This is a genomic window from Burkholderia sp. LMG 13014 (assembly GCF_905232215.1).
Lineage (GTDB): Bacteria > Pseudomonadota > Gammaproteobacteria > Burkholderiales > Burkholderiaceae > Burkholderia.
Window position 1 is genome coordinate 1 of sequence record NZ_CAJNKE010000059.1, and the last position, 20,949, is coordinate 20,949.

Annotated in this window: 23 protein-coding genes and 1 pseudogene; 5 read left to right on the forward strand and 19 right to left on the reverse strand. The window is 63.2% G+C overall.

The features are described 5' to 3' along the window. From JYJ84_RS10155 to JYJ84_RS10170, 4 genes are all read right to left on the reverse strand, one after another. Window positions 1-1,054, reverse strand: a 1,054-nt coding sequence (locus JYJ84_RS10155) for a sigma-54-dependent Fis family transcriptional regulator (protein WP_205183788.1), incomplete at its 3' end; no start/stop codon positions are given. Window positions 1,055-1,365: 311 nt separating this feature from the next. Continuing rightward, window positions 1,366-2,931, reverse strand: a complete 1,566-nt coding sequence (locus tag JYJ84_RS10160) for a methyl-accepting chemotaxis protein (protein ID WP_175220941.1) — start codon at window positions 2,929-2,931, stop codon at window positions 1,366-1,368. A 372-nt stretch (window positions 2,932-3,303) separates the two neighbouring features. After that, window positions 3,304-3,468, reverse strand: a complete 165-nt coding sequence (locus tag JYJ84_RS10165; protein ID WP_205189178.1) for a hypothetical protein — start codon at window positions 3,466-3,468, stop codon at window positions 3,304-3,306. A 290-nt stretch (window positions 3,469-3,758) separates the two neighbouring features. Continuing rightward, a complete protein-coding gene (locus JYJ84_RS10170; RefSeq protein ID WP_175220939.1) occupies window positions 3,759-5,159 on the reverse strand; it encodes an MFS transporter in 1,401 nt (466 codons plus the stop codon). A gap of 128 nt (window positions 5,160-5,287) precedes the next feature. On the opposite strand from JYJ84_RS10170, the gene JYJ84_RS10175 reads away from it, so the two are divergent. Then, a complete protein-coding gene (locus tag JYJ84_RS10175; RefSeq protein ID WP_175220937.1) occupies window positions 5,288-6,220 on the forward strand; it encodes a LysR family transcriptional regulator in 933 nt (310 codons plus the stop codon). 115 nt (window positions 6,221-6,335) lie between these two features. Here JYJ84_RS10175 and JYJ84_RS10180 read toward each other — a convergent pair whose 3' ends face one another. From JYJ84_RS10180 to JYJ84_RS10210, 7 genes are all read right to left on the reverse strand, one after another. Beyond that, window positions 6,336-8,333 carry a sigma 54-interacting transcriptional regulator gene (locus JYJ84_RS10180; protein WP_307872095.1) on the reverse strand — a complete coding sequence of 666 codons (1,998 nt, stop codon included), beginning with the start codon at window positions 8,331-8,333 and terminating at the stop codon, window positions 6,336-6,338. Window positions 8,334-8,448: 115 nt separating this feature from the next. Beyond that, complete coding sequence (locus JYJ84_RS10185; RefSeq protein ID WP_175220935.1) at window positions 8,449-8,844, reverse strand: thioesterase family protein; 396 nt, start codon at window positions 8,842-8,844, stop codon at window positions 8,449-8,451. A 371-nt stretch (window positions 8,845-9,215) separates the two neighbouring features. Beyond that, on the reverse strand, window positions 9,216-10,337 hold the full coding sequence (locus JYJ84_RS10190) for a branched-chain amino acid ABC transporter substrate-binding protein (RefSeq protein WP_374102097.1): 1,122 nt from the start codon (window positions 10,335-10,337) through the stop codon (window positions 9,216-9,218). Between the two features lie 14 nt (window positions 10,338-10,351). Beyond that, complete coding sequence (locus JYJ84_RS10195; protein ID WP_175220931.1) at window positions 10,352-11,071, reverse strand: HAD family hydrolase; 720 nt, start codon at window positions 11,069-11,071, stop codon at window positions 10,352-10,354. Between the two features lie 2 nt (window positions 11,072-11,073). Continuing rightward, complete coding sequence (locus JYJ84_RS10200; protein WP_175220929.1) at window positions 11,074-11,832, reverse strand: enoyl-CoA hydratase/isomerase family protein; 759 nt, start codon at window positions 11,830-11,832, stop codon at window positions 11,074-11,076. Continuing rightward, window positions 11,832-13,175 (reverse strand): phenylacetate--CoA ligase family protein, encoded by a 1,344-nt coding sequence (locus JYJ84_RS10205; RefSeq protein ID WP_175220927.1) that lies wholly within the window; start codon window positions 13,173-13,175, stop codon window positions 11,832-11,834. The genes JYJ84_RS10200 and JYJ84_RS10205 overlap by 1 nt, the downstream gene beginning before the upstream one ends. Window positions 13,176-13,247: 72 nt before the next feature. Next, complete coding sequence (locus JYJ84_RS10210; protein WP_236027365.1) at window positions 13,248-13,754, reverse strand: thioesterase family protein; 507 nt, start codon at window positions 13,752-13,754, stop codon at window positions 13,248-13,250. A gap of 328 nt (window positions 13,755-14,082) precedes the next feature. Between JYJ84_RS10210 and JYJ84_RS10215 the strand changes: the two genes are divergently transcribed. Beyond that, the gene (locus JYJ84_RS10215) at window positions 14,083-14,415 is read left to right on the forward strand and encodes a tRNA-binding protein (RefSeq protein WP_122950076.1); all 333 of its coding nucleotides are present in this window, start codon (window positions 14,083-14,085) and stop codon (window positions 14,413-14,415) included. On the opposite strand, the gene JYJ84_RS37690 is transcribed toward JYJ84_RS10215, so the two are convergent. Continuing rightward, window positions 14,369-14,761, reverse strand: coding sequence for an SUMF1/EgtB/PvdO family nonheme iron enzyme (locus JYJ84_RS37690; RefSeq protein ID WP_307872096.1), 393 nt, complete (start codon window positions 14,759-14,761; stop codon window positions 14,369-14,371). The two genes, JYJ84_RS10215 and JYJ84_RS37690, sit on opposite strands and share 47 nt — an antisense overlap. A 21-nt stretch (window positions 14,762-14,782) precedes the next feature. Then, window positions 14,783-15,328: an ATP-binding protein gene (locus tag JYJ84_RS10225; RefSeq protein WP_175220925.1), complete on the reverse strand. Its 546-nt coding sequence runs from the start codon at window positions 15,326-15,328 to the stop codon at window positions 14,783-14,785. Window positions 15,329-15,456: 128 nt separating this feature from the next. Between JYJ84_RS10225 and JYJ84_RS10230 the strand changes: the two genes are divergently transcribed. After that, window positions 15,457-16,542 carry a PDZ domain-containing protein gene (locus JYJ84_RS10230; RefSeq protein WP_175220923.1) on the forward strand — a complete coding sequence of 362 codons (1,086 nt, stop codon included), beginning with the start codon at window positions 15,457-15,459 and terminating at the stop codon, window positions 16,540-16,542. 51 nt (window positions 16,543-16,593) lie between these two features. On the opposite strand, the pseudogene JYJ84_RS10235 reads toward JYJ84_RS10230, so the two are convergent. Beyond that, a pseudogene (locus JYJ84_RS10235) lies at window positions 16,594-16,800 on the reverse strand (TetR/AcrR family transcriptional regulator); the annotation flags it as partial. A gap of 45 nt (window positions 16,801-16,845) precedes the next feature. On the opposite strand from JYJ84_RS10235, the gene JYJ84_RS10240 reads away from it, so the two are divergent. Next, window positions 16,846-17,118 (forward strand): hypothetical protein, encoded by a 273-nt coding sequence (locus tag JYJ84_RS10240; protein ID WP_164462893.1) that lies wholly within the window; start codon window positions 16,846-16,848, stop codon window positions 17,116-17,118. Between the two features lie 45 nt (window positions 17,119-17,163). Next, window positions 17,164-17,667 carry an SMI1/KNR4 family protein gene (locus tag JYJ84_RS10245; RefSeq protein WP_175220921.1) on the forward strand — a complete coding sequence of 168 codons (504 nt, stop codon included), beginning with the start codon at window positions 17,164-17,166 and terminating at the stop codon, window positions 17,665-17,667. Window positions 17,668-17,703: 36 nt separating this feature from the next. Here the strand turns inward: JYJ84_RS10245 and JYJ84_RS10250 are convergent, their stop codons facing one another. From JYJ84_RS10250 to JYJ84_RS10270, 5 genes are all read right to left on the reverse strand, one after another. Beyond that, entirely contained in the window at window positions 17,704-18,099 is a 396-nt protein-coding gene (locus JYJ84_RS10250; RefSeq protein ID WP_205183785.1) for a hypothetical protein, read from the reverse strand. Between the two features lie 24 nt (window positions 18,100-18,123). Next, window positions 18,124-18,444 (reverse strand): zinc ribbon domain-containing protein, encoded by a 321-nt coding sequence (locus tag JYJ84_RS10255; RefSeq protein WP_175220916.1) that lies wholly within the window; start codon window positions 18,442-18,444, stop codon window positions 18,124-18,126. A 68-nt stretch (window positions 18,445-18,512) separates the two neighbouring features. Next, window positions 18,513-19,745, reverse strand: a complete 1,233-nt coding sequence (gene fmdA, locus JYJ84_RS10260; RefSeq protein ID WP_122950081.1) for a formamidase — start codon at window positions 19,743-19,745, stop codon at window positions 18,513-18,515. Between the two features lie 72 nt (window positions 19,746-19,817). Further along, window positions 19,818-20,330, reverse strand: coding sequence for an AmiS/UreI family transporter (locus tag JYJ84_RS10265; RefSeq protein ID WP_122950082.1), 513 nt, complete (start codon window positions 20,328-20,330; stop codon window positions 19,818-19,820). Between the two features lie 297 nt (window positions 20,331-20,627). Then, window positions 20,628-20,949: helix-turn-helix transcriptional regulator (locus JYJ84_RS10270; protein WP_205189179.1), on the reverse strand; the 322-nt coding region annotated here is incomplete at its 5' end.

Sequence of the window (20,949 nt, forward strand, 5' to 3'; positions counted from 1 at the left end):
TGAGCAGGCCATGACGGGCGAGCAGCGTGCGCATCGTGTTGCGCGTCACGCCCAGCAGCGCGGCCGTGCGGACCTGGCTGAACCGGCAATGCTCGAACGCCTCGCCCACGATCAGCTCCTCGATGTCGCGCAGCAGGCTTTCCCCGGGCGAGCGGAACAGTCGTCGCACGCCCGCACGGATGTCGTCCTGCGGCAGTGTCGACGCTGCGGCATCCGCACGCGCAAAGCCCGCGAGCGCCTCCGAGAACTTCAGGTGCTCCGGCCGGATCAGGTTGCCGTTCGACACGAGCAGCGCGAGATGCATGACGTTCTCCAGCTCGCGGATATTGCCGGGCCACGGGTAAGCCTGCAGTGCCTGGACCGTGCCCTCGGACAGCATCGGCTGCGGCCGCTTCAGCTGCACGCAATAACGCCCGCGGAAATGCTCCGCGAGCGGCAGGATATCCTGCGGCCGCTCGCGCAGCGGCGGCAGCCGCACGCGTGCGAGATTGATCCGGTAGAACAGATCCATCCGGAAGTTGCCGGCCAGCACCGCCTGCTCGAGATCGACGTTGGTCGCGGCCACGACGCGCACGTCGACTTGCCGCGCGCGGGTCGCGCCGACCCGCGTCACCTCGCCCTCCTGCAGCACGCGCAGCAGTTTCGCCTGCAGCGGCAGCGCGAGATCGCCGATCTCGTCGAGAAAGATCGTGCCGCCGTGCGCTTCCTCGAAATAGCCGGCACGGCGCCCCTGCGCACCCGTGAACGCGCCGGCTTCGTGACCGAACATTTCGCTTTCCGCAAGCTGCTGGCTGATCGCGCCGCAGTTGACCGCGATGAACGCACCGCTGCGACCGCTCACCGAATGGATGTGCCGCGCCACCAGCTCCTTGCCGGTGCCCGTCTCGCCGAGAATCAGCACGGGTGCCGGGCTTGGCCCGATCTGCTCCACGAAACGCAGCACCGCACGGGACGCCGGGTCCGCGAATACGAGCGCCTTCGCGCGCACCGAAAGGGGGCGATGCTCGCTTTCCGGAAGCGAAATGAGCGAAGGGGAATCTGTGCGGTTGTCCATGATCCGAGCGCCAGCGGACCAGTTATCGATTTGGGCGTCCGCACGAGTGTTTGATCTTAGTCAACCTGCGCCGCATGGAAACTATCGATTGCCGAAAATCTTCCCCGGCCCCTGCTTATAAACAAATCATCGGCGCAAACCCGGCCCGGTTGCATACTGGCCAGCGGTTTCAACGCATGCTCCGGATGTGCGTCTCCGTTGACCGGCTGATCCGTATGCGTCGGACGCATCGTCTGACGCCCGCCATTCATCGCCGCGTTGCCGCGGCATCCGCGCACGACGGTCCGCATTCGGGCGCAAACGCCCGTGCATCACGCGACCGCCTCGTCACGCAAACGGAACTGCGCGACCGCCGCGCTCAGCCGCGCGCCCTGTTCGTCGAGCGACAGCGCCGCGGCCGCGGCTTCCTCGACCAGCGCGGCATTGCGCTGCATCGTCTGCTCCATCTGGATGACCGTGGCGTTCACCTGCTCGATGCCCGACGATTGCTCCTCGAACGCGTTGCTGGTTTCGCTCATGATCGTATTGACGCGCTCGACCGCGGCAACGAGTTCGGCCATCGCCGAGCCGGCCAGTGCGACGAGACCGCTGCCGTCTTCCACACGCTGCGCGGAATGGCCGATCAGCTCGCGGATTTCCTTCGCCGCCGACGCGCAGCGCTGCGCGAGCCCGCGCACCTCGGTCGCGACGACCGCGAAGCCGCGCCCCTGCTCGCCTGCGCACGCGGCTTCGACGGCAGCGTTCAATGCAAGGATGTTGGTCTGGAACGCGATGCTCTCGATCACGCCGACGATCCCGGAGATCCGCGCGGAACTGTGCGAAATCGCCGACATCGTCTCGACGACGCGCTGCATCGCCTCCCCTCCGCGCGACGCAATGCCCGCCGCGCCTTCGACGTAGGTGCGCGCATCGCGCGCGTTGTCCGCGTTCTGGCGCACGGCCGCCGTCAGTTGCTCGACGCTCGCCGCCGCCTGTTGCAGCGAGACGGCCTGCTGCTCGGTACGCTCGGACAGGTCGACGTTGCCGCTCGCGATCGTGCGGACGTCGCCGACGATCGTCTCCGTACTCGCGCGCACCTGGTGGACGGTGCCGACCAGGCCGTCCTGCATCCGCTTCAGCGCATGCAGCAGATAGGCCATCTCGTTCTCGCCGGGCACGACGACCGTGCCGGTCAGGTCGCCTTTCGAGATTTTTTCGAACTGGTCGACCGCGAGCTTGATCGGTTCGATGATTGCCTTCGCGAGCATGCGCTGCGCAACGAAGCCGACGACGAGTGCGAAGACCGCGACCGCCGCCATCCCCCACACGATCCGGTGGAAATGAACCCCGGCCGAATCGTAGCGCGCCTTTTCGCGGGCAACCTGGAACGACTCGAGCGCATCGATCGCCTCCTGGTAGGCCGCGAACAGCGCGGCCGGCGCGGCGCGCTGCGTATCGAGGAAGCCGAACGCGTCGTCGCCGTCGAGTTGCGACAGCGCCTTCAGGAACACGCTGTCGAGCAAGGCCCGACGGCGAGTCTGCAGCGTGTCGAACAGCGCCTGCTCGTCGGGGTTGCGCGCGTGCAGGCGTGTGTAGGCGTCCAGTTCGTCGTTGCTCTGCTTGAGAAGCGTGTGAAGTTTCGCCCCCTCTTCCTTGCCCGACTGGCCGGCGCTGATGATCTGCGCGACGTCGCTCATGCGTTCGCGCAGGACGAGCATCCGCTCCGAGCTGGTCTTCAGGTGCAGCAGCGACGCGGTGTCATCGCGGTACATCGCTTCGAGCGAACCGTTGCCCATATAGAGGGCCGCGATGCATGCGCCGACCACCAGCACGAGCAGCACGGTATAGCCGGCGATGGTCGCGACGAGACCACCACGGATAGTGAGTTGTTTTCGCATGACGTTCCCTTGCGCCGGCCAGATGCGGCCAGCGGCGGATGTGGATTCCGGATCACGAAAGACGCGCGCCGCGTCGCAACACGCGACGCATCGGCTGCGAACGGGTTAACGGCGGGGGAAACGGGAGGGTTTTATCTGCACGCGACGCGAATCTTGACGATTGCGACAGGGGATGGGGGGAGTCGTGCCAGCAAGCGACTGTCTGCGGTCGGCCCGGCTTGAACGGGCTTCGGCAGTCGGGCAGTCGGGCGGTTGTGCGGTTGTGCGGTTGTGCGGTTGTGCGGTTGTGCGGTTGTGCGGTTGTGCGGTTGTGCGGTTGTGCTGTCGTGCTGTCGTGCTGTCGTGCTGTCGTGCACTCATGCACTCATGCAGTCATGCGGGTACGCGGCGTGCTTTCACGTCGCCGAACTGAAATTCGTCGCACACGCTGGACACGTAGTTGACCGAATTGTTGATGCGCCACGTCCCGCTGGCATTGTCGTAGTCGGCCGGATGTGTGGTGAGACTATCGATCGTGAAACACGAGTCTGTGTTCACACCGACGGCACGAATTGCTCGATTGTCCGCCCGCCTGCCCAATGGAGTGCCCCTTGAGTTGGCGTGCACCGCACGAGATGCGTCGCGCGTGAACGCGGTGATTGCCGCCGTCGGTGCGTGCCAAAGTTCCGCTTCGATGGTGACCTGCGGGTCTGCTTGCCCGCAGTCGGCCGGCCAACCCTGTTGGATGTCGGCAGGTTTGGCAGGCCGTTGGTAGCCGCACAGCGGTTCCCCGCGACACAAGAGGCGTGCCCCAAGGCAATGCCCCGAAGCACACCGGGCAACAGCCCTCAAGCATTCGACGCAGCACGGGCGGAATGCACATGCAGCGCGCGGCGCCCCAGCGCCAGCACGGCCAGCGCCCCCACGCAGACCAGTGCCAGCAGCAGCATGACCCCACGGTAGCCGGCGACAAAGCCGCCACCGTGCTCCGCGGCGAGCCGGTACAGCACGGTCGCGGCGGCCAGTCCAACCGAGCCACCCACGTTGTGCACGGTCGTCGCCATGCCCAGCGCGGTGCCGGCCAGGTTTTCGGGCAGTGCCGACAGCGCCGCCGTCATCGACGGCCCCAGCACGCAGCCCCAGCCGATACCCATGCAGGCGAACGCAGCCAGCACCCACGGCCAGCCCGTCGTCGCGGTAAAGGCCGACTGCATCAGGGCCGATAGCAGCAGCGCGGCAAAGCCGGCCATCATCACCGGCCCGGTGCCGAACCGGTCGCAGCCGCGGCCGGCCCATGGCGCGATCAGCGCCATCACGGCCGTCGTGGGCAACAGCAGCCAGCCCGTCGCGGCGCTGTCCTGACCGCGCAACTCGCCCAGGTACAACGGCATCAGGAAGAAAGCGGCGCAGTAGAAGAAGGCCAGCGCCGCCGTCGCACAGGCCGCAACCGCAAAGCGCGGCTGCGCGAACAGCGCCAGCCGCAGCAGCGGCACCGGCGCACGCCGCTCGACCCACGCCAGCACACCGGCCAGCGCGCTGCCGAGCGCCAGCAGCCCCAAGGTCGCGGGCGATGCCCAGCCCCAGTCGGCACCATGAATCAACGCGGTCAGCCAGGACGGCAACACCGCCAGCAGCAACGCGATGCCGAGCCAGTCGAAGCGTCGTCGCACCGGCATCGCAAGGCCAGCCTGCAACCGCCCCACGCACAACGCAAAGCTGATCACGATCAGCGGCACGTTGACCAGGAAGATCGAGCGCCAGCCCAGCGCATCCACCAGCACGCCACCCAGGACCGGCCCGATGGCCAGGCCCAGACCATTGACGCTGAACAGGAGGCCCAGCGCCTTGCCGCGCTCCTGCTCGGGAAACATCTCCGCCACCAGCGCCGCCGACGCCGTGTACAGCCCGGCGCAGGCCATGCCTTGCATCGCCCGCCATGCCACCAGCGCAGTCAGGTCCGAGGCCAGCCCGGCGCCCAGCGAGGTGACGCCGAACAACGCCATGCTGATGTACATCGCCCGGCGGCGGCCATGACGGTCGGCCAGTTGCCCCACGGCGATGGTGCAACTGGACAAGGCCATGACGAAGGCGGTGATGACCCATTGCACCTGGTCGATTTCAGCGTGGAAAGCCGACTGGATGGCGGGGATCGCGGTATTGACGATGGTGAAGTCGATGCAGCCCAGGAAGCTGGCGATGGCAATGCCAGCCAGGGCCAGCCAGCGCTGCCGGCTTGACGAGCGAGACATGGAAAAGCACTCCTGAAAGCGCACGGCCAGACGGCGCGTGCAGATAGGCAGGACATGCTAATCAATAAAGCAGGGATTGAATTGATACACTCAATACCAGGATTAAATACTCGAACTATCAAATAGCCATGCAGCTTTCCGATCGTTTCCAGGGCATCCTCGCCTTCATCCAGGCCGTGGAGTGCGGCAGTTTCAGTGTGGCCTCGCGCCAGATGGGCATGTCGCCCTCCAGTGTCGGCAAGGCCGTTGCGCGTCTGGAGCAGCGCCTGGGCGTGCGACTGTTCGTGCGCACCACGCGGCGCATGTCGCTGACCGATGAGGGCGTCGCCTTCCACGAAAGCTGCCTGCGCGCGCTGGCCGAGCTGGATCAGGCCGAGTCGGTGCTGACCGAGCGGCGCCTGCTGCCCTCGGGCCGGGTGCGGATCGCGCTGCCGACGCTGTATGGGCGCGAGCGTGTCCTGCCAATTCTCATGAGGCTGGCCGAGCACTACCCGGCACTCGACCTCGATGTGCAATTCTCCAGCCGGGCCGCCGATCTGGTTGAGGAAAACATCGACCTCGCGGTACGCATCGGCCAGCTCGACGACAGCGCATCGCACGTCGCTCGCCCGCTGGGCGAACAGACGCTGTGGCTGTGCGCCGCCCCGGATTACCTGGCGCGGCGCGGCACGCCCCGCACCCTGGACGACCTGCGTGATCACGACTGCATCGCCCGCTTGCGCAACGGCATGGAAGAAGTCTGGCAGTTTGGCGGCGAGGCGGGCCAAGTGGCCCAAGTGGGCCAGGCACGCCACCTGCCGCGCCAGGCGCGCCTGCGCCTGAGCGACTTGGCGGCGGTGAAGGATGCCGCGCTGGCAGGCCGGGGGCTGGCGCAGTTGCCCGGCTGGTTTGCCGAGCGCGACATCCGGGCGGGACGGCTTGCCGTCGTCCTGCCCGATGCGCAGCCGGCGCCGCTGCCCATTCATGTGCTGTGGTCCAGAACCACGCGCATGACCGCGCGCCTGCGCGTCACCATCGACGCGCTGGCGGCACACGCGTCGCAGAAAGCGGCGCCCGGTTGATCGCGGGCGCTGCCCAGGCTGTTACCACGACGTCGATGTCGAGGGCAGGAAGATCGAACCATGCGAGGCGGACAGAAATGACACGTGCCGTCGGGTCGGCAGTCACCCCACCTGGCTAATGCAATGGCCGCTCGAGCTTGATGTTGTATCGCTTCACTTTTGCATACAGCGCCGGCTTCGATATTTCGAGGATGGCCGCACAGCGCGTGACATTGAACCGACACGCGGCAAGCGCTTCACTGATGGCGTGTCGCTCGACGTCCTTCAGCGACTGGACCACCTGATCGCCTCGTCTGCCCTGCGTGTCCGGCCGCTCGGGCGTCGACGCCGGTTCAGCGCCACTGCCGGCGACCCGGGATGGACGCAATAGCGCCGACACGTCGTCGATGGTGCCTTCCTCGCTGAGGTTCACCGTTCGTTCGACGAGGTTCTCCAGTTCGCGCACGTTGCCGGGCCATGCGTATGCGTTCATCTGGTCAAGCGCCTTCTGGCTGAAACCGAAAATCTTCTTGTTGAGCAGCGCCGCGTACTTGCTCAGGAAAAAATTCGCTGTCGCCGTGATGTCCGCCTTGCGCGATCTCAACGGAGGGATCGCGATCTCGATGACGTTGCAGCGATAGTACAGATCCTCTCTGAACTCCTTCGCGGCCACCATGGCCTCGAGATCCCGGTTGCTCGCGCAGATGATTCTCACATCGATCGGGATTCCCTTGGTATCGCCGAGCCTTGTCACTTCCCGCTCCTGAAGCACGCGAAGGAGCTTGGCCTGAACATCGATGGGCAGCTCGGATATTTCATCAAGAAACACGGTGCCGCCATCCGCGGATTCGAATTTGCCCGGGCGCCCTTCCTTGGTCGCCCCGGTGAAACTGCCCGGTGCGTGCCCAAACAACTCGCTTTCGATCAGGTCATGCGGAAGCGCAGCACAGTTGATCGCGATAAAGGGCTCGGCCTGACGCGCGCTCGCGTTATGAATCGCCTGCGCGAAAACCTCTTTGCCCACCCCGCTTTCGCCGCTGAGCAGCAGGTTCGCCGCACCGCGTGCGGCTTTGCGGGCGGCGCTGACTGCATCCAGAAGGCTGTCGCTCTGCCCGACGATGCTCTCGAACGTATAACGTGCGTAGTTGCCTGCATATTTACCGGCAATGCTGCGCACGCGCTTGATCTCGCGGAAGGTGTTGACGACGGACACCACCTGACCGCAGCTGTTCTTGACCGGGATTGCCGTGTCGATCAGATGCAGATGGCGCGCAGGCGAGTCGATGATGAGCTCGCGGTCCACGTATCCCACGCCCGTCGTGAATATCGGGGCGATGATGGGCTCAAAGTCGATCAGCTCGCCGAGCGGCCGACCAATGCTCGTCACCGGATCAATCCCGAGAATGCGTCCTGCCACGGTGCTCGCATGTCGAACGACGCCACCTTGACCGAGCACCATCAGGCCGTCGCCAATGTGGTCGATGATGGCTCTCTGCTCCTCCACCAGCGTCTGGTGCGCGACGAGATCGAAGTAACTTCTCAGTGAAACGCTCAAGGTGATTCTGAGTAACGCGAGCAGATCGTGCAGTGGCCGGGCGTCACTCGCGCGGGGTTTCAACACGAAGAGATAGACCGTCGAAGACCCGATCGAAACACGGGTGGCGACGCAGTGAAGATCGGCCGCGCCGGCAGAAGGCACGTCGACCGTTACCGTATCGCTTTCCTGAAGTGAATCGCGGGCAACGCTCAGCAAGCGCTCGAGATCCAGCGCGCCGACATCGACCTGGCACACGCCCGGCAACGCTTCCGCATGGTCGTCCGCCGGCTCGAGCGGGATCGCTTCGTCGCTCAAGGTAAGGACATAAGCGCCGAACCGATGCGCCGCGACGCATCTTGCATCGAGCCAGCAAGCCGTATCGATCGCTGACCGCAGGTCGCGCAATCGATCGGCAGCGCGGAGATTTCGCTCATTCATTAGCGTTCGCAGAACGGTGGCAGGCCCGGCCAGCTTACCAGCGGCATAAACTTTCATGTTGATCCCCGTACCGCCCCCATGACCGATGCGCACGCCGCCGCCGGTCGACGCCGCGAGCGCGCACCCCGGCTTTCCTGATACGAACGCTTTCGCGTTCACGCGGCTGGCCCCGGCGTGCGCTGACAAGCCCCTTACCTGTCCTGCCCGCTGACGACAGCGATACAGGATCGCCCCAGGCTCCGGGAACCGAGGACGTCCCGGGCCATCACTGCGATCAGCGGCGCGACGCCGCCTTTTTCTCGATTGCCGCACGGTCGACGATCGCGCGCGCATGCGTGCCGCTTCCAACCTGGCCTTTCGAATCGCGCGCGATGATGTCGAATACGTACAGGCTCCCTTCCTGCCCCCGGAAGCTGGCCGTGGCGCTCACTTCCGCGCCTACCGGGGTGGGTGCCGAGTGCGTCAGCTGCGTCGTGACGCCGACCGACAGCTGATCGCCGTCGAGTTCGCCTCGCATGATTTCCGCGCATGCGCGCTCCATGAGCCCGAGCATCGCGGGCGTCGACATCACATCCGGGTACTGTTCATCCGAGTCGTTGCCGAACGCAGAGGCCAGGTCTTGTACACCAACGAGGCGGGTCAGGGTCGCCGTTGCTCCAGAGCTGATCATGTAATCTCCTTTTTTGGTCAAGCCAACGCAGCAATACCCATGCCAGGCTGATTGGCAGGTGGACGGTTCCGCCCGGCGGGTTTCGCAGGGCCGTGCTGGAAGGCCCGACACGAATCATTCCGTTAAAAAAATTAACGTCCGTCTCGGTTTCTTATGCTTTTGGCAGTCGATTTGCCGATCTGACGCGTGCCCAGTCCGGAGTAACCATCCGCACTGCGGTTACCGGGTCGCAGGGCTGGATGAAGCGCGCGCGATTGCGCGGGTGATTGCCCGGCATCCGGAACCCGGAAAAAGGGGCCGTCTTTCGACGGCCCAAACGTTACAAAGGCACCGACAGGAGACCGACTTCGATATGTCGATACTTCGATTCGCTACTTGGCGGAGACAGGGGTCAGATTGCCGCCCAACAGCTTGTACACGGTCACCGGGGCATCGATCCAGTCGCCCTGATCGTCGAACTTCACCGGCCCGAGCATGCTCGTGAACGATTGTTGGCGCATCACCTTCGAATACGCTTCGGGTGACGTCGAGTTCGCCTTTTGCATCGCGTCCGCTACGACCAGCGTTGCAGCGTAGAAGGCTGGCGCATAGGTATCCACGTTGGCGCCAAACGCGCTTTTGAATGTGCTCTGGAAACGCTTGCCGTCGGGCAGGCTGTCGAGCGGCGCGCCGCCCTGCGCACAAAACATCCTGTTGTCGAGCACGTTGTTCGACAGCTTGCTGAACTCCGGTGAACAGATGCCGTCGCCGCCCACCAGCACCGCATTGATGCCGAGATCCACCATCTGGCGTGCCAGCATCGCCGCTTGCGCGTAGTAGCCGCCGTAGAACACCACCTGCGGATTCCGCGCCTTGATGTGCGTCAGGATGCCCTTGAAGTCCGTCGTCTTGTCCGTGCTGTATTCACGGGCCACGACGGTCATTCCGTCCTTCTCCGCCGTCTTGACGAACACGTCCGCGACCCCGGCGCCATAGGCCGTCCGATCGTCGACCACGGCCGCGCGCTTGAGCTTCAGTACGTTGGCTGCATAGTCCGCCATGCGGCCGCCCATGACATTGTCATTGGTCGCGAGGCGGTAGACGTAGGCAAATCCCAGCTTCGTCAGTTGCGGATTGGACGATGCACCCGTGATCATCACGACGTGCGCATCGTTGTAGATGCGCGCAGCGGGAATGCTGACGCCCGAGTTGTAGTGCCCGATAACCGCGGCCACGCCGTCGTCGACGAGCTTTTGCGCGACGTTGACGCCGACTTTCGGATCGCCCTGATCGTCGACGGACACCAGCTGAAACTTCACCGGCTGCCCCCCGATGACAAGCTTGCGGGCATTCAGTTCGTTGATGGCCAGCTGTACGCCGCGCTCATCATCCTTCCCGCTTTGTGCCGAACTTCCGGTAAGGGGGCCCGCCGCGCCGATCTTGACGACGGTATCGGCACGCGCATCCGACGCAATGCCCGTGGCGTTCACACCGACGGCGGCGACTGCAAACATCAAGGCAAGGCGGTTCATTTCGATTCCCCTGAAGCATTGGACGGCAGCTGTTCCAGGACATCCCGAACAGGCGACAACGTGTCGAACTCGAAATCGGGGCGTGGCTGCCAGGGGCCGAGCGTGTCACCGGTGCGGTTGACCCATGCCACGTGCATGCCAAGCGGCTTTGCGCCATCGACATCCGCCCAGCTGGCGAGCGAGCAGTGCAACACGTTCGGCGCATCCAGCCCGAGGCGGTCCAGTGCCAGGCTGAATATCACCTGGGAAGGCTTGTAGGCCTTGGCCATTTCGGCGGTGGTGACATGCTCGAAGTAGCGCACCAGCTGACTGCGCCGCCAGAGGTCGCTGTCCATGTTGGTGATGGGCATCAGTGGATAGCGGGACCCAGCCCAGTCGAGAAACGCGACGGCATCCTCATGCGGCGGCGAGGACTCGACCAGATGCGTGAGCAGCACGTCCGTGAGCTTTTCAACGTCGTGACCGTCGATCGCCTTCGGAAAGAGGCTATCGATGCAAGCGGTCAACGCTTCCTGTGCGACCGCCCGGTAGCTCCGGTACGCGCCCCCTCGATAGGTCTGCACGTTGCGCATATCCCAGTCGAGGTACACATCGAACACGGAACGGGGCGAGTCGACCCCGAGGATACGCATGACTTCGGCGATCCCTGCCATGCCCCCCTTGTCGACATCCACCAGCGTGCCGAAATAGTCGAACGTCAATGCTTGAATATTCATGGTCATTTCCTCGTGGCAAATGCCTGGACGCGTCTGGCGGCCTCGGGTGTCGCAAACGCTGCAACGGTTGCGGCCTGTTCGAGCTCGAGACTGCGGCCCAGATCAGTGGAAAGCTCCGTCGTCAGCAGGCGTTTCAGCCTCGATACCGAAAATGCCGAGCGTTCGGAAACACGCGTCGCAAGTTCCCGTGCGGTTTCAAGGACCTTGTCCCGTTCGACGACCCGATTGACGAGGCCGAGCGCAACCAGCTGCTGGGCCGACTGACGCTCGCCCAGCAGCCAAAGCTCCATGGCGCGCTGATGGCCGACGCTTTGAGGCAGGAGTTGCGTCACCCCGCCCGTGACGAACTGCCCCCACGCCATTTCCGGAAAAAAGCACACCAGATCGTCCGAAGCCACGACCAGATCGCAATTGAGCAGCCACTCGAACCCGCCACCGACGGCAAAGCCGTGCACGGCGCCGATCACGGGCTTGCCATTGAACATCAGATCGCGCGTGATCTGCTGGATGCGTTCGACGTGGCTGCGGATACTCGCATCGCTTTCCGTCTGCTTGCCAAATTCCTTGAGATCGTCGCCGGCACAGAATGCCCGACCTTCGCCCGTGAAGACGATGACCTTGCACCCTTCATCGGCGTTGACCTCGACCAATGCCTGATGGAGGTCGTCCAGCAAATCGCCGCTGATCGCATTCAAGCGCTCGGGGCGATCAAGAACGACCGTCGACACGGCGCCCGACTTCTCGACTCTTGCGTAGCGCATCACGCCTCCTTTTCGACCCAACGCGTTTTACCTTCCGTCCGCGGGAAATGTTCGAACGGCACCATCGTGATTTCCGCCGTCGAACCGACCTTCGTGCGAATCGCCGCCTCGACCTGCTCCCTGGCCTTTGCCCAACTGTCGGCCGGCAAACCCTGCGCCGCTTCCACCGCCATCGTGATCCGGTCATACGGGCCGTCGCCCTTCAGGATGATCCTGAAGATGCCCGATGCCCATTGCGGAACCGATTCGACGGCAACGCGGACGGCACTCGGGAACACATTGATGCCGCGTACGTTGAACATGTCGTCGGTCCGGCCGGTGACCCGGAATCGCCACGCCGTCCGGCCGTCCGGCCCCCGGTCGACGCCGGTCACGGTCACGACGTCGCGCGTCCGGTATCGAACGAGTGGCTGACATTCCTTCTGCAGGTGCGTACAGACGAGTTCCCCCACGGTCCCCTCTGCAATCGGGAGGCGCTGAAGCGTCGCGGGATCGAGGATCTCCGCAAACACCACGTCACTCGCGTGATACAACAAATCGTGGGTCCAGTCGGTTTGACCACCCAGGATGCTCAGCACCTCCGACAGCCCGAAATTGGCATTACGCACCTTGAAGCCCCACTTCTCTTCCATCGCGTTTCGCAGGTCCGGATTGTCGAGCCCCGCCTCTCCACCAAACAGCCCCAACGTCAGTTTCAGATCGCGGGGACGCAGGCCGCCCGATTCACGCAGAATCTGTTCGATGAGCCCCGGATACGAAGGGGTGCACGAAATCGCATTGATGCCGAGATTGACGATCGAATCGATCAGCACACGCGTGTTGCCGACACCGAATGGCACGACCGTCGCACCGGTCGCTTCGAGGATCGTGTGATCCGTAAAGCCGCCCGTCCACATGCAGTAGTTCAGGCAGTGAACCACCCGGTCCGTCGGGCGCAAACCGGCCGCCCACATCGAACGCGCACCGACGTGTGCAATCCGGCGGGCGTCGGAAGCGCTGTTCGCAAGAATCAGCGGACGGCCGGTCGTCCCGGACGTGCGATGCAGGCGGGCAACGCTCGTCTCGCCGCACGCGACGTAGTCACCGAACGGGGATACCGCCTCCTGACTGACCCGAAGCTCGTCCTTCTCGGTAAAGGGCAGGTCTTGAAGCATGTCCAATGTCACTTCCCGATCGATCCAGCGCGACAGCTTCGTGCGATAGAAGGACGACATGGAACGGACGTAGTCCCACTGGGTGGACCACAGTTTGTCCTGATGCTGGCGCACCTGGTCAAGCGGCAAGGTTTCGAATGCCTCGTCAAACAGCGCATTGCCTGGATTTCTCGTCGACTCCACTTTCATGTCTTCCCTTCCTTTAGCACTTCGAATTGATATCGTTTCAGTTGGAAATCAGAGGTTGCGACGTCAATCGGATTAAAACCCGATTGCAGAACGCTCGACTATCGAACGTGCATGACTGCCGCTTGCAACCGGGCCCGCTGCATCGGCTACGACGACATCGAACCAGTACAGCTCACCGTCGAACATCCGAAATGTTGCCGTTGCGAAAACCTCGGCTTGCGACGGCGTGGGAGCCAAATGCCTGAAGTGCATCACGTTGCCGATCGAACACTGGTCGCCCCGGATATCCTCACGCATGGCCTTGACGCATGCTGCTTCCACCACACCCACGAGGGCAGAGGTTGACAGCACCTCCGGATGAAATTCATCTGCGCGACGGCGACCGTGTTCAACCAGCCCCTGTCTCCCCAAAATCATCGCTATCGCTGTACGTTTCGCTGGCATCGGATCGCACGTCTCCCGGTTCATCTGCATCCAGATAACGCAAGGGCCATGCCAGCCTGACGTTTTGCCGGAAAGCCGCGCCGCCAGGGACTGGCCGCCGGCACAACAGGCCGTCGTCAACAATCTGAACGTCATTATTTTTAACGGTCGTCAGGGAATGTGCCTGACCGCTATCGCATTGGATATCTCCGTGCGGCCGTGAGAACCGGCCGCTGATCCGACGTCGCATCCCGACAGACCGGCGGGTCGCCCACAGCGTCCGACGTTTGCTCAGCGCTTCCGGTTTTCAGTCGATGGCAGACATGCGTGGCACAAAGCCTGTGCTGACCTGCGCGACGCTGTAGCCAGCGCCCACCAGCCGAATCCGCGCGCCAGTTCAGAACGTTTGATGTAAAGTACGCGGCTCTGACGCGCCTTTTTCAATTGACGCGCGCCGGATTTCTCGAGAGAAGAAAACACACGTATGGAACAGATAAGTTGGGACGATTTTCAGAAGGTTCTCATGGTGGCCGGCACCATTACACGCGCCGAACCTTTTCCTGAAGCCCGCAAGCCCGCTTATAAAATCTGGGTGGATTTCGGTCCATATGGGGAACGCAAGACCAGCGCGCAGATCACCTCCCTGTACACGCCGGAAGCGCTCGTCGGACGGCAGATCGTCGGAGTCCTGAACTTCCCTGAAAAACAGGTCGGCCCCATCAAGTCGCAATTTCTGCTGAGCGGATTTCACACGGACGACGGCGTCGTGATCACCACGCTCGAGCGACCGGTTCCGAACGGGTCCCGTCTCGCGTAACGGACCCGGCACGCTTTGAAGCCGCGCCGCATGATCGATGCCCGCTACGCGAAAGCAGCGGGCATGCCTGCATTCGAGTCGGCCTCGTTGCGCCTCGCTGCCAACTGATACGACTGTCTCGCGCTTCGAGCCGTGCAACCCATACCGGGCATTGCGCGCTGACGCGCGCCGAAGGCGACTGTCCCGTTACCGCGGCGTATTGCGCCTGGGTCACCGGATAGCGGCCGATCGCAAAGCGCTGCAGATCGACGCACCAGGTGCGGCCGATCCGGTCGTCCCTCATTGCAATGTTGCCGGCGGGAACCTGCACCATCGGCAAATCGAGCGTTTCACGCAGATATTCCATGTTCGCCACTCTGCCGCACCGTTACGAAGACAGCCTGACGGCACCGGCTTCGTCATACGCCACGATGTTCAACCCTTCCGTCGCTGCCGGCGCGACGAAGTACCGCGTGATCCGGTCGAATTCGGCGTCCGACGCCTGGAACGGATGGTCGCCTCGCGCATTGCGTGCGCGCAGCCGCGCCTTGCAGACCGCATCGCTGACGTCGAGGTAATGCAGTCGATGGTCGCAGCCAACGGCCTGCGAAATGGCGAGTCCCCAGGCGCGCGCGGCGACGGTATTGAACGGCACGTCGAGCACCACCGATACGCCGGCCTGCAGCACCGCGCGGGCCTGATCGGCAATCACGTTGCCGACGCGCGTGGCGCACCGGACGTAGTCGTCGATCGACAGGATCTCGCCCGGATAGAGCTGCGCGAGCCACGCGTCTTCGCTGATCGAAACGACCGGCCCGGCACTGGCGAGCCGCGCGACGAGCGTCGATTTTCCGGCCGCGATCTTGCCGCATACCATGTGGAGCAACACGGCATCGTTCGATGCCGTCGCGTGAAGTGACTTCCGTGTCTGCATGTCCAGGCTCTCCATCGAATGCCCAGAAAGCAAAAACCCGCCTTCCGGGCGGGTTGTGACGACATCCATTCAGTCGATCGCTACCCCGCCGGCAACATGGCGGCGCAAATAATCGAGCGGGTTTGCGAATGGGTCATGCGCATCAGAATAACCAACTACCCGATCGTGAGCAAGCGGGTGGAAAACAAAGCACTTCAACCTGCGCGCTTAAAACTGATACGCTAGCCGGAAAAACAAACAAGGCGTTCCCGGGCATCCTCGCCCGCCGCCATTCAGATAACAAACAGAGAAAAGGGCATTCCGAAATGAAACGTGGTTTTGTATTTGCCGCCCTGCTGGCGATGTCGTCGTTGGCCCCACAGGTCGCACTGGCGCAGGAAAAGGCCGCGCCGCCTGTCTATACGTGGCTCTCCGAGCGGTTCCCCGATAACGTTCGTTACGATTCCCCCATATTGACCATCAGCGATTCGGGGTTATCGGCGGCTCAAGGCATCGTCAACGCGCAATTGACGTTGGTGCAGTCACCGCAAGGCAACGATTCCGTACTGGGGCTGGCCGTCGCCTTCCATACGATGGAGAAGTGCAATTTCAATACCGTGCGCGACTACGGGACATTCGGCACCCACTACAAGCAGCCCAAGATCCCGGTCGCGATTCCGACGCTGAACGGCGGCGGCTACAGCGACACCGAGAACTGGAGCCCGGTGGCCGATGGCGGCAAGAGCTGGCCCGTGAACGGCGGCGTCTTCATCATGCTGAACCGCATCGACCTGAAGCCCTACGACATCAGCGGGACCGACCTGGTGCTCAACCTCTCGGACTACGATGTGGCCGACAAGGGCTTCCGGATCCGGATTCCGGCTGCGTATCTGTCGCGCTTTCTCGCCAGCATTCCGAATGACCGCCGGCTGATACCGGCGGCGATGTTGAACCGTCCGTCGGTCTTCGGCGTGCATTTTGTCGAATTGAGCGAACAGGAGCAGACGGGGCTGAAACTCCCCGGCAGCGCGCTGCAGATCCTCGCTGTGCTGCCCGACACGGTCGCCGATCACGCCGGCCTGAAGAATTACGATGTGCTGCTGCGGTTCGGCGATCACCCGCTGAAGCAGATGGACGACCTGCGAGACGCCGTGCTTGCGACCCCCAAGGGCACGGCAGTGCCGCTGACGGTCTGGCGCGATGCCAGGGAGGTCAAGCTGCAGGCGCAGTTCTGAGATCGCCGCCGGATCGTGGCGCCAGGCCGGCCGGGCGCCACGACGCATGCATCACGCGGGCCCGTCGCGCCCTTTCGGAAACACGCCACGGCTCATCGCATCGAGTTGTCGGCCGATCTCTGCGCGCAAGTCGGCGGATACCTCGATGCTGTCGAGCAACTGCGAAATCCACCGCCCGTCGGCGGCGAGCCGGCAGATCATCAGTGTCGCGGCCTGCTCGAGCGGCACGGGATCAGATGATGGACGTGCTCGCCGTCGCCGAACCGCCGTACTCAACCGATGACACGGCGCCGACGATGACCAATGCTCTGCGCTTTTTCCGCTGCTTCATGCTTCCCCGGCGTTCATTATTCGAACAACAATTATCAGAAAATATTTGTTGAACCCGTCTGGAAAGTGCTCAAGAAATTTTCGCACAAGACGTTCGTGGTCAACCGCGAAACGGGAGTGACAAATGAAAAACCGGAGATTCGATTTTTTTCGGGACCGGATGCCGCAGCGAAGTTCGACGGTACGGATGGACACTATCTGACGAATAACGCGTTCTTCTATCTTTTGGCTCAACCGTCCAAGTAAGGTATGTTTATGGCCAAGAGCGGTGGCTGCCGCCAGGAGAGCTCCATGAAGCAGTTGAAGCTGGTCAAGTTGGCCAAGTCGCTGACTGAAAACGATATCTCGAACTTCGAGAACCAATTCGGCATCCGAATGCCAGACGATCTCCGGAAGCATTATTTGAAAGCGAACGGCGGATTTCCGGACTGTTTCAAGATGTGCTACATCCAGAAGGGGGTCGACCCTTGCAATGCAAACGGTGTGACGTTCAATGGGTTCTATCCAATTAAGTATCCGTCAACGGCTGATGGATCGACGCTGGAAGAAAACTATATTGATTACACGGATACGCAAGCACTGTTCGACAAGCACCAGTACATTCCATTTGCATTCGATGTGAGTGGATATCCGCATCTCATGAAGCTTGATGACCACGCGATCTACCTTCTCAATCGAGACGTTGTTGACGATGAAGGACGTGAAGTCATAGAGTTTGTTGCGCCATCCCTGCAGGATTTTATCGATGGTTTGATTTCTGGTGACGAGTTCGAAGATCTGATCAGTGATTGCTAATGTTGCCGCTGGCAATCCACGGAATAGCGATGCGCTCTACGGGGTTTGAGAATTGCCGTAGAAAAATTGACGATGCCGATATTGACGCGGCCGCAAAGGAGTGGGGGCAGTGGTTGCCTGTGGCTTTTCGTTCGCACTATCGCGAACGCCGCAGATGACTGGCGCGAAATCCGCACGCAGGCCGCACGCATCGCCGATTCCGACGACGCTGCCGCGCGGCGCTGGTTCTCGTCGCTGATGGACGAGCGCCGGGTTCGCTGGTGTCAGTCGACCGACCGACGGCTCGTCAGCGTCGACCACCCACACATCGCGACCGAACCGAGCGTCGGCAGCGAGATTCGATTCGCGAAGCAGGCGGCGGAGCGACAGCACACGCCGCAACCGGACGGGATTCAGCGAGCGCGCCGAACCTCGTAACGCAATGCGCTGCATCGCTCCCCGATCAAGGCCTGCCCCCTAGTGGCTGATCATCCAGGGCCGCTTGCCGACGAAGGACTTGGCGCTGCCGGCCGACGAGGCCCGGGCCTGCGCGCCACCGCAACCGCATCCCGGCCCATGGCGGTGCCCCTGCGAGACCATCGGTGCATGGGCGCTGCGTTCGTTTCCGGCATGCGCGTTGCGCTGCGTCGCCGGCATCAGCGCCAGCATGGTGGCGGCCACGACGCGTAGCGCCGCGGCACCGCAGGCCGGACACGCGATCGGCGCATCGCGCTCGGCGATGCGCCGCACTGAAGTGAAGTCGCCGCAGGCGGGACAGGCATAGTCATAGATCGGCATCGGCAAGGCTCCGGATCAGGGGTTGGGCGCGCCGGCCGGGCCGGCGCGCGGCGAACTGGGCAGCGAGCTCAGTGCAGGTCGTGAGAGATCAGCACGTCGGCATCGCCCTTGACGTGTACGACCGGGCCGTTCGCATCGGGCCGAATGTCGAAGTCGAAGATCTGCGTGGGTATCCACAGCGTCGCGCAGGAGTTCGGGACGTCGACCACGCCGCTGATATGCCCCTGCACCGGCGCCGTGCCGAGAATGGCATAGGCCTGCGCGCGCGAATAGCCGAACTTGGTCAGGTATTCGATTGCGTTCAGACACGCCTGGCGATAGGCCACGTTGACGTCGAGATAGTGCTGCTTGCCGCTCTCGTCCACCGAGATACCTTCGAAAATCAGGTAGTCGTTGTAGTTGGGCGTAATCGGGCTCGGCTTGAAGATCGGGTTGCGGATGCCGTATTTGGCCATGCCGTCCTTGATCACGTTCACGCGCATGTGAACCCAGCCGGCCATCTCGATCGCGCCGCAGAAGGTGATTTCTCCATCGCCCTGGCTGAAGTGCAGATCGCCGACCGACAGGCCCGCGCCGTCGACATAGACCGGGAAGTAGACACGCGATCCGCGCGACAGATCCTTGATGTCGCAATTGCCGCCGTGCTCGCGCGGCGGCACCGTGCGCGCGCCCTCGGCCGCGGCCTTCTCGCGTGCGTCGCCCCGCAGCTGGCCCATGTGCGCCGTCGGGCGGAACGGCGGATTGGCCAGCGGCGGCACGCGCTGCGGATCGGTCGCGATCAGGCCCAGCTCACGCTCGTTCCAGGTGCGCAGCAGATTCGGGTCGGGCATGCAGCCGATCAGGCCGGGGTGGATCAGGCCGGCGAACTGCACGCCGGGCACGTGACGCGACGACGTATAGACGCCGTGGAAATCCCAGATCGATTTCTGTGCGTGGGGAAAATGGTCGGTCAGGAAGCCGCCGCCGTTCTGCTTCGAGAAAAAGCCGTTGAAACCCCACTGGCTCTCCGCCTTGGCGCCAATGTCCAGCAGGTCGACCACCAGCAGATCGCCGGGCTTGACGCCGCGCACGCCAACCGGCCCGGACAGGAAGTGGACGATCGACAGGTCGATGTCGCGCACGTCGTCGGCGGACTCGTTGTTCTGGACGAAACCGCCGGTCCAGTCGTAGGTTTCGAGAATGAAATCGTCGCCGGGGTTGACCCAGCACGCCATCGGAATCTCCGGGTGCCAGCGGTTGTGCACCATCTCGTTCTCGTAGGCCGATTGTTTCAGGTCTACCTTGATGAGGGTATCGGTCATATGCCTGTCTCCTGGTGGTTGATACGGCCATCGCCGGGATAGCGGGAATGGCCGACTGCAAACTCACTTGACTTACTTGAACGTGCCGCTGAGCAGCAGGTAGCCCGGTAGCCAGCCGGTCACGATGCCTGCCAGGATGGTCGCGACACCGGTCAACCGGAGGATCGGACGCTGCAGCGCCAGCAGCACGAAATAGAGGAACCACAACACGCCCCAGCCGATCCAGCACCATGCGAACCAGACGTCCCACGCGGTCACCGCGCGCTGCCAGGACTCGATGGCGACCGGAATCACGGTGACGGAGACGAACAGGCTGAACCATCCCAGGCCGCGCCCGTCGGCGCCGTTGAAACGGTTCAGCGCGACCCACAGATAGGTAAAGGTGAACAGCAGCGTCAATGCGCCGGCCTTGATCGACGCGATGCTGGCGCCGCTTCCGAAGATCAGTTGCAACGACACCAGCATGGTTACGCCGCCCGAGAAAATATTGACCACCCAGATTTCCCGGTCGCCGATCCGTCCCAGCAGCCACAGGCCGTTGAGACACAGCACGGCGCCCACGTACAGCAAGGTCAAACCTAGCATCGACGTCTCCTTCGATTTTTGCCTTCGGTTGTTTTCGTTATTTCACCTGCTGTCGTGGCCCGCCTGCGTCCTGCCGCCAGTGCGGACGCATCAACTATAGGCAGTTGGTCTGCAATCCGAATCCCTCTCGGCGACGAATCGCGCATCACCCGGCGGCGGGAGCAGGACTCACCCAGCTGGGTGAGTCATCGTGTCGGTAAGGACGGCATGGCGCCGGCGCGGGAGCGCCTTCGGCAAGGAAGGGGAGGAAGGGGAGGAGACAACCGGCATCGGCCGACGCGCGGGGCGACGCCGGTTTCAGGCGTTCGGGCAGTGCTGCGCGTGCAGTCGCACCAGCTCCATCTGGCCATGCGTATTGGTCTTCTGGAAGACCTGCTTCAGATGGCTGCGCACCGTGTTCTCGGAGACGTGCAGCGTCTGCGCGAGCGTGGCGATCGAGTGTCCGTCGAAAATCAGCGCGCTGACCCGCGCCTGTGCGTCGCTCAGCTTGAACTGGTGGGCGAACCGGCAGTCGTGGTGCGCGTGCTCCATGCGCTGGCGACGCGCGCTGACCACGAGCAGCGAGCGCGCCTGCCCCGTGCCGCTGCGAAGCGACGCGCCGGCAGGCTGCACCGTCAGC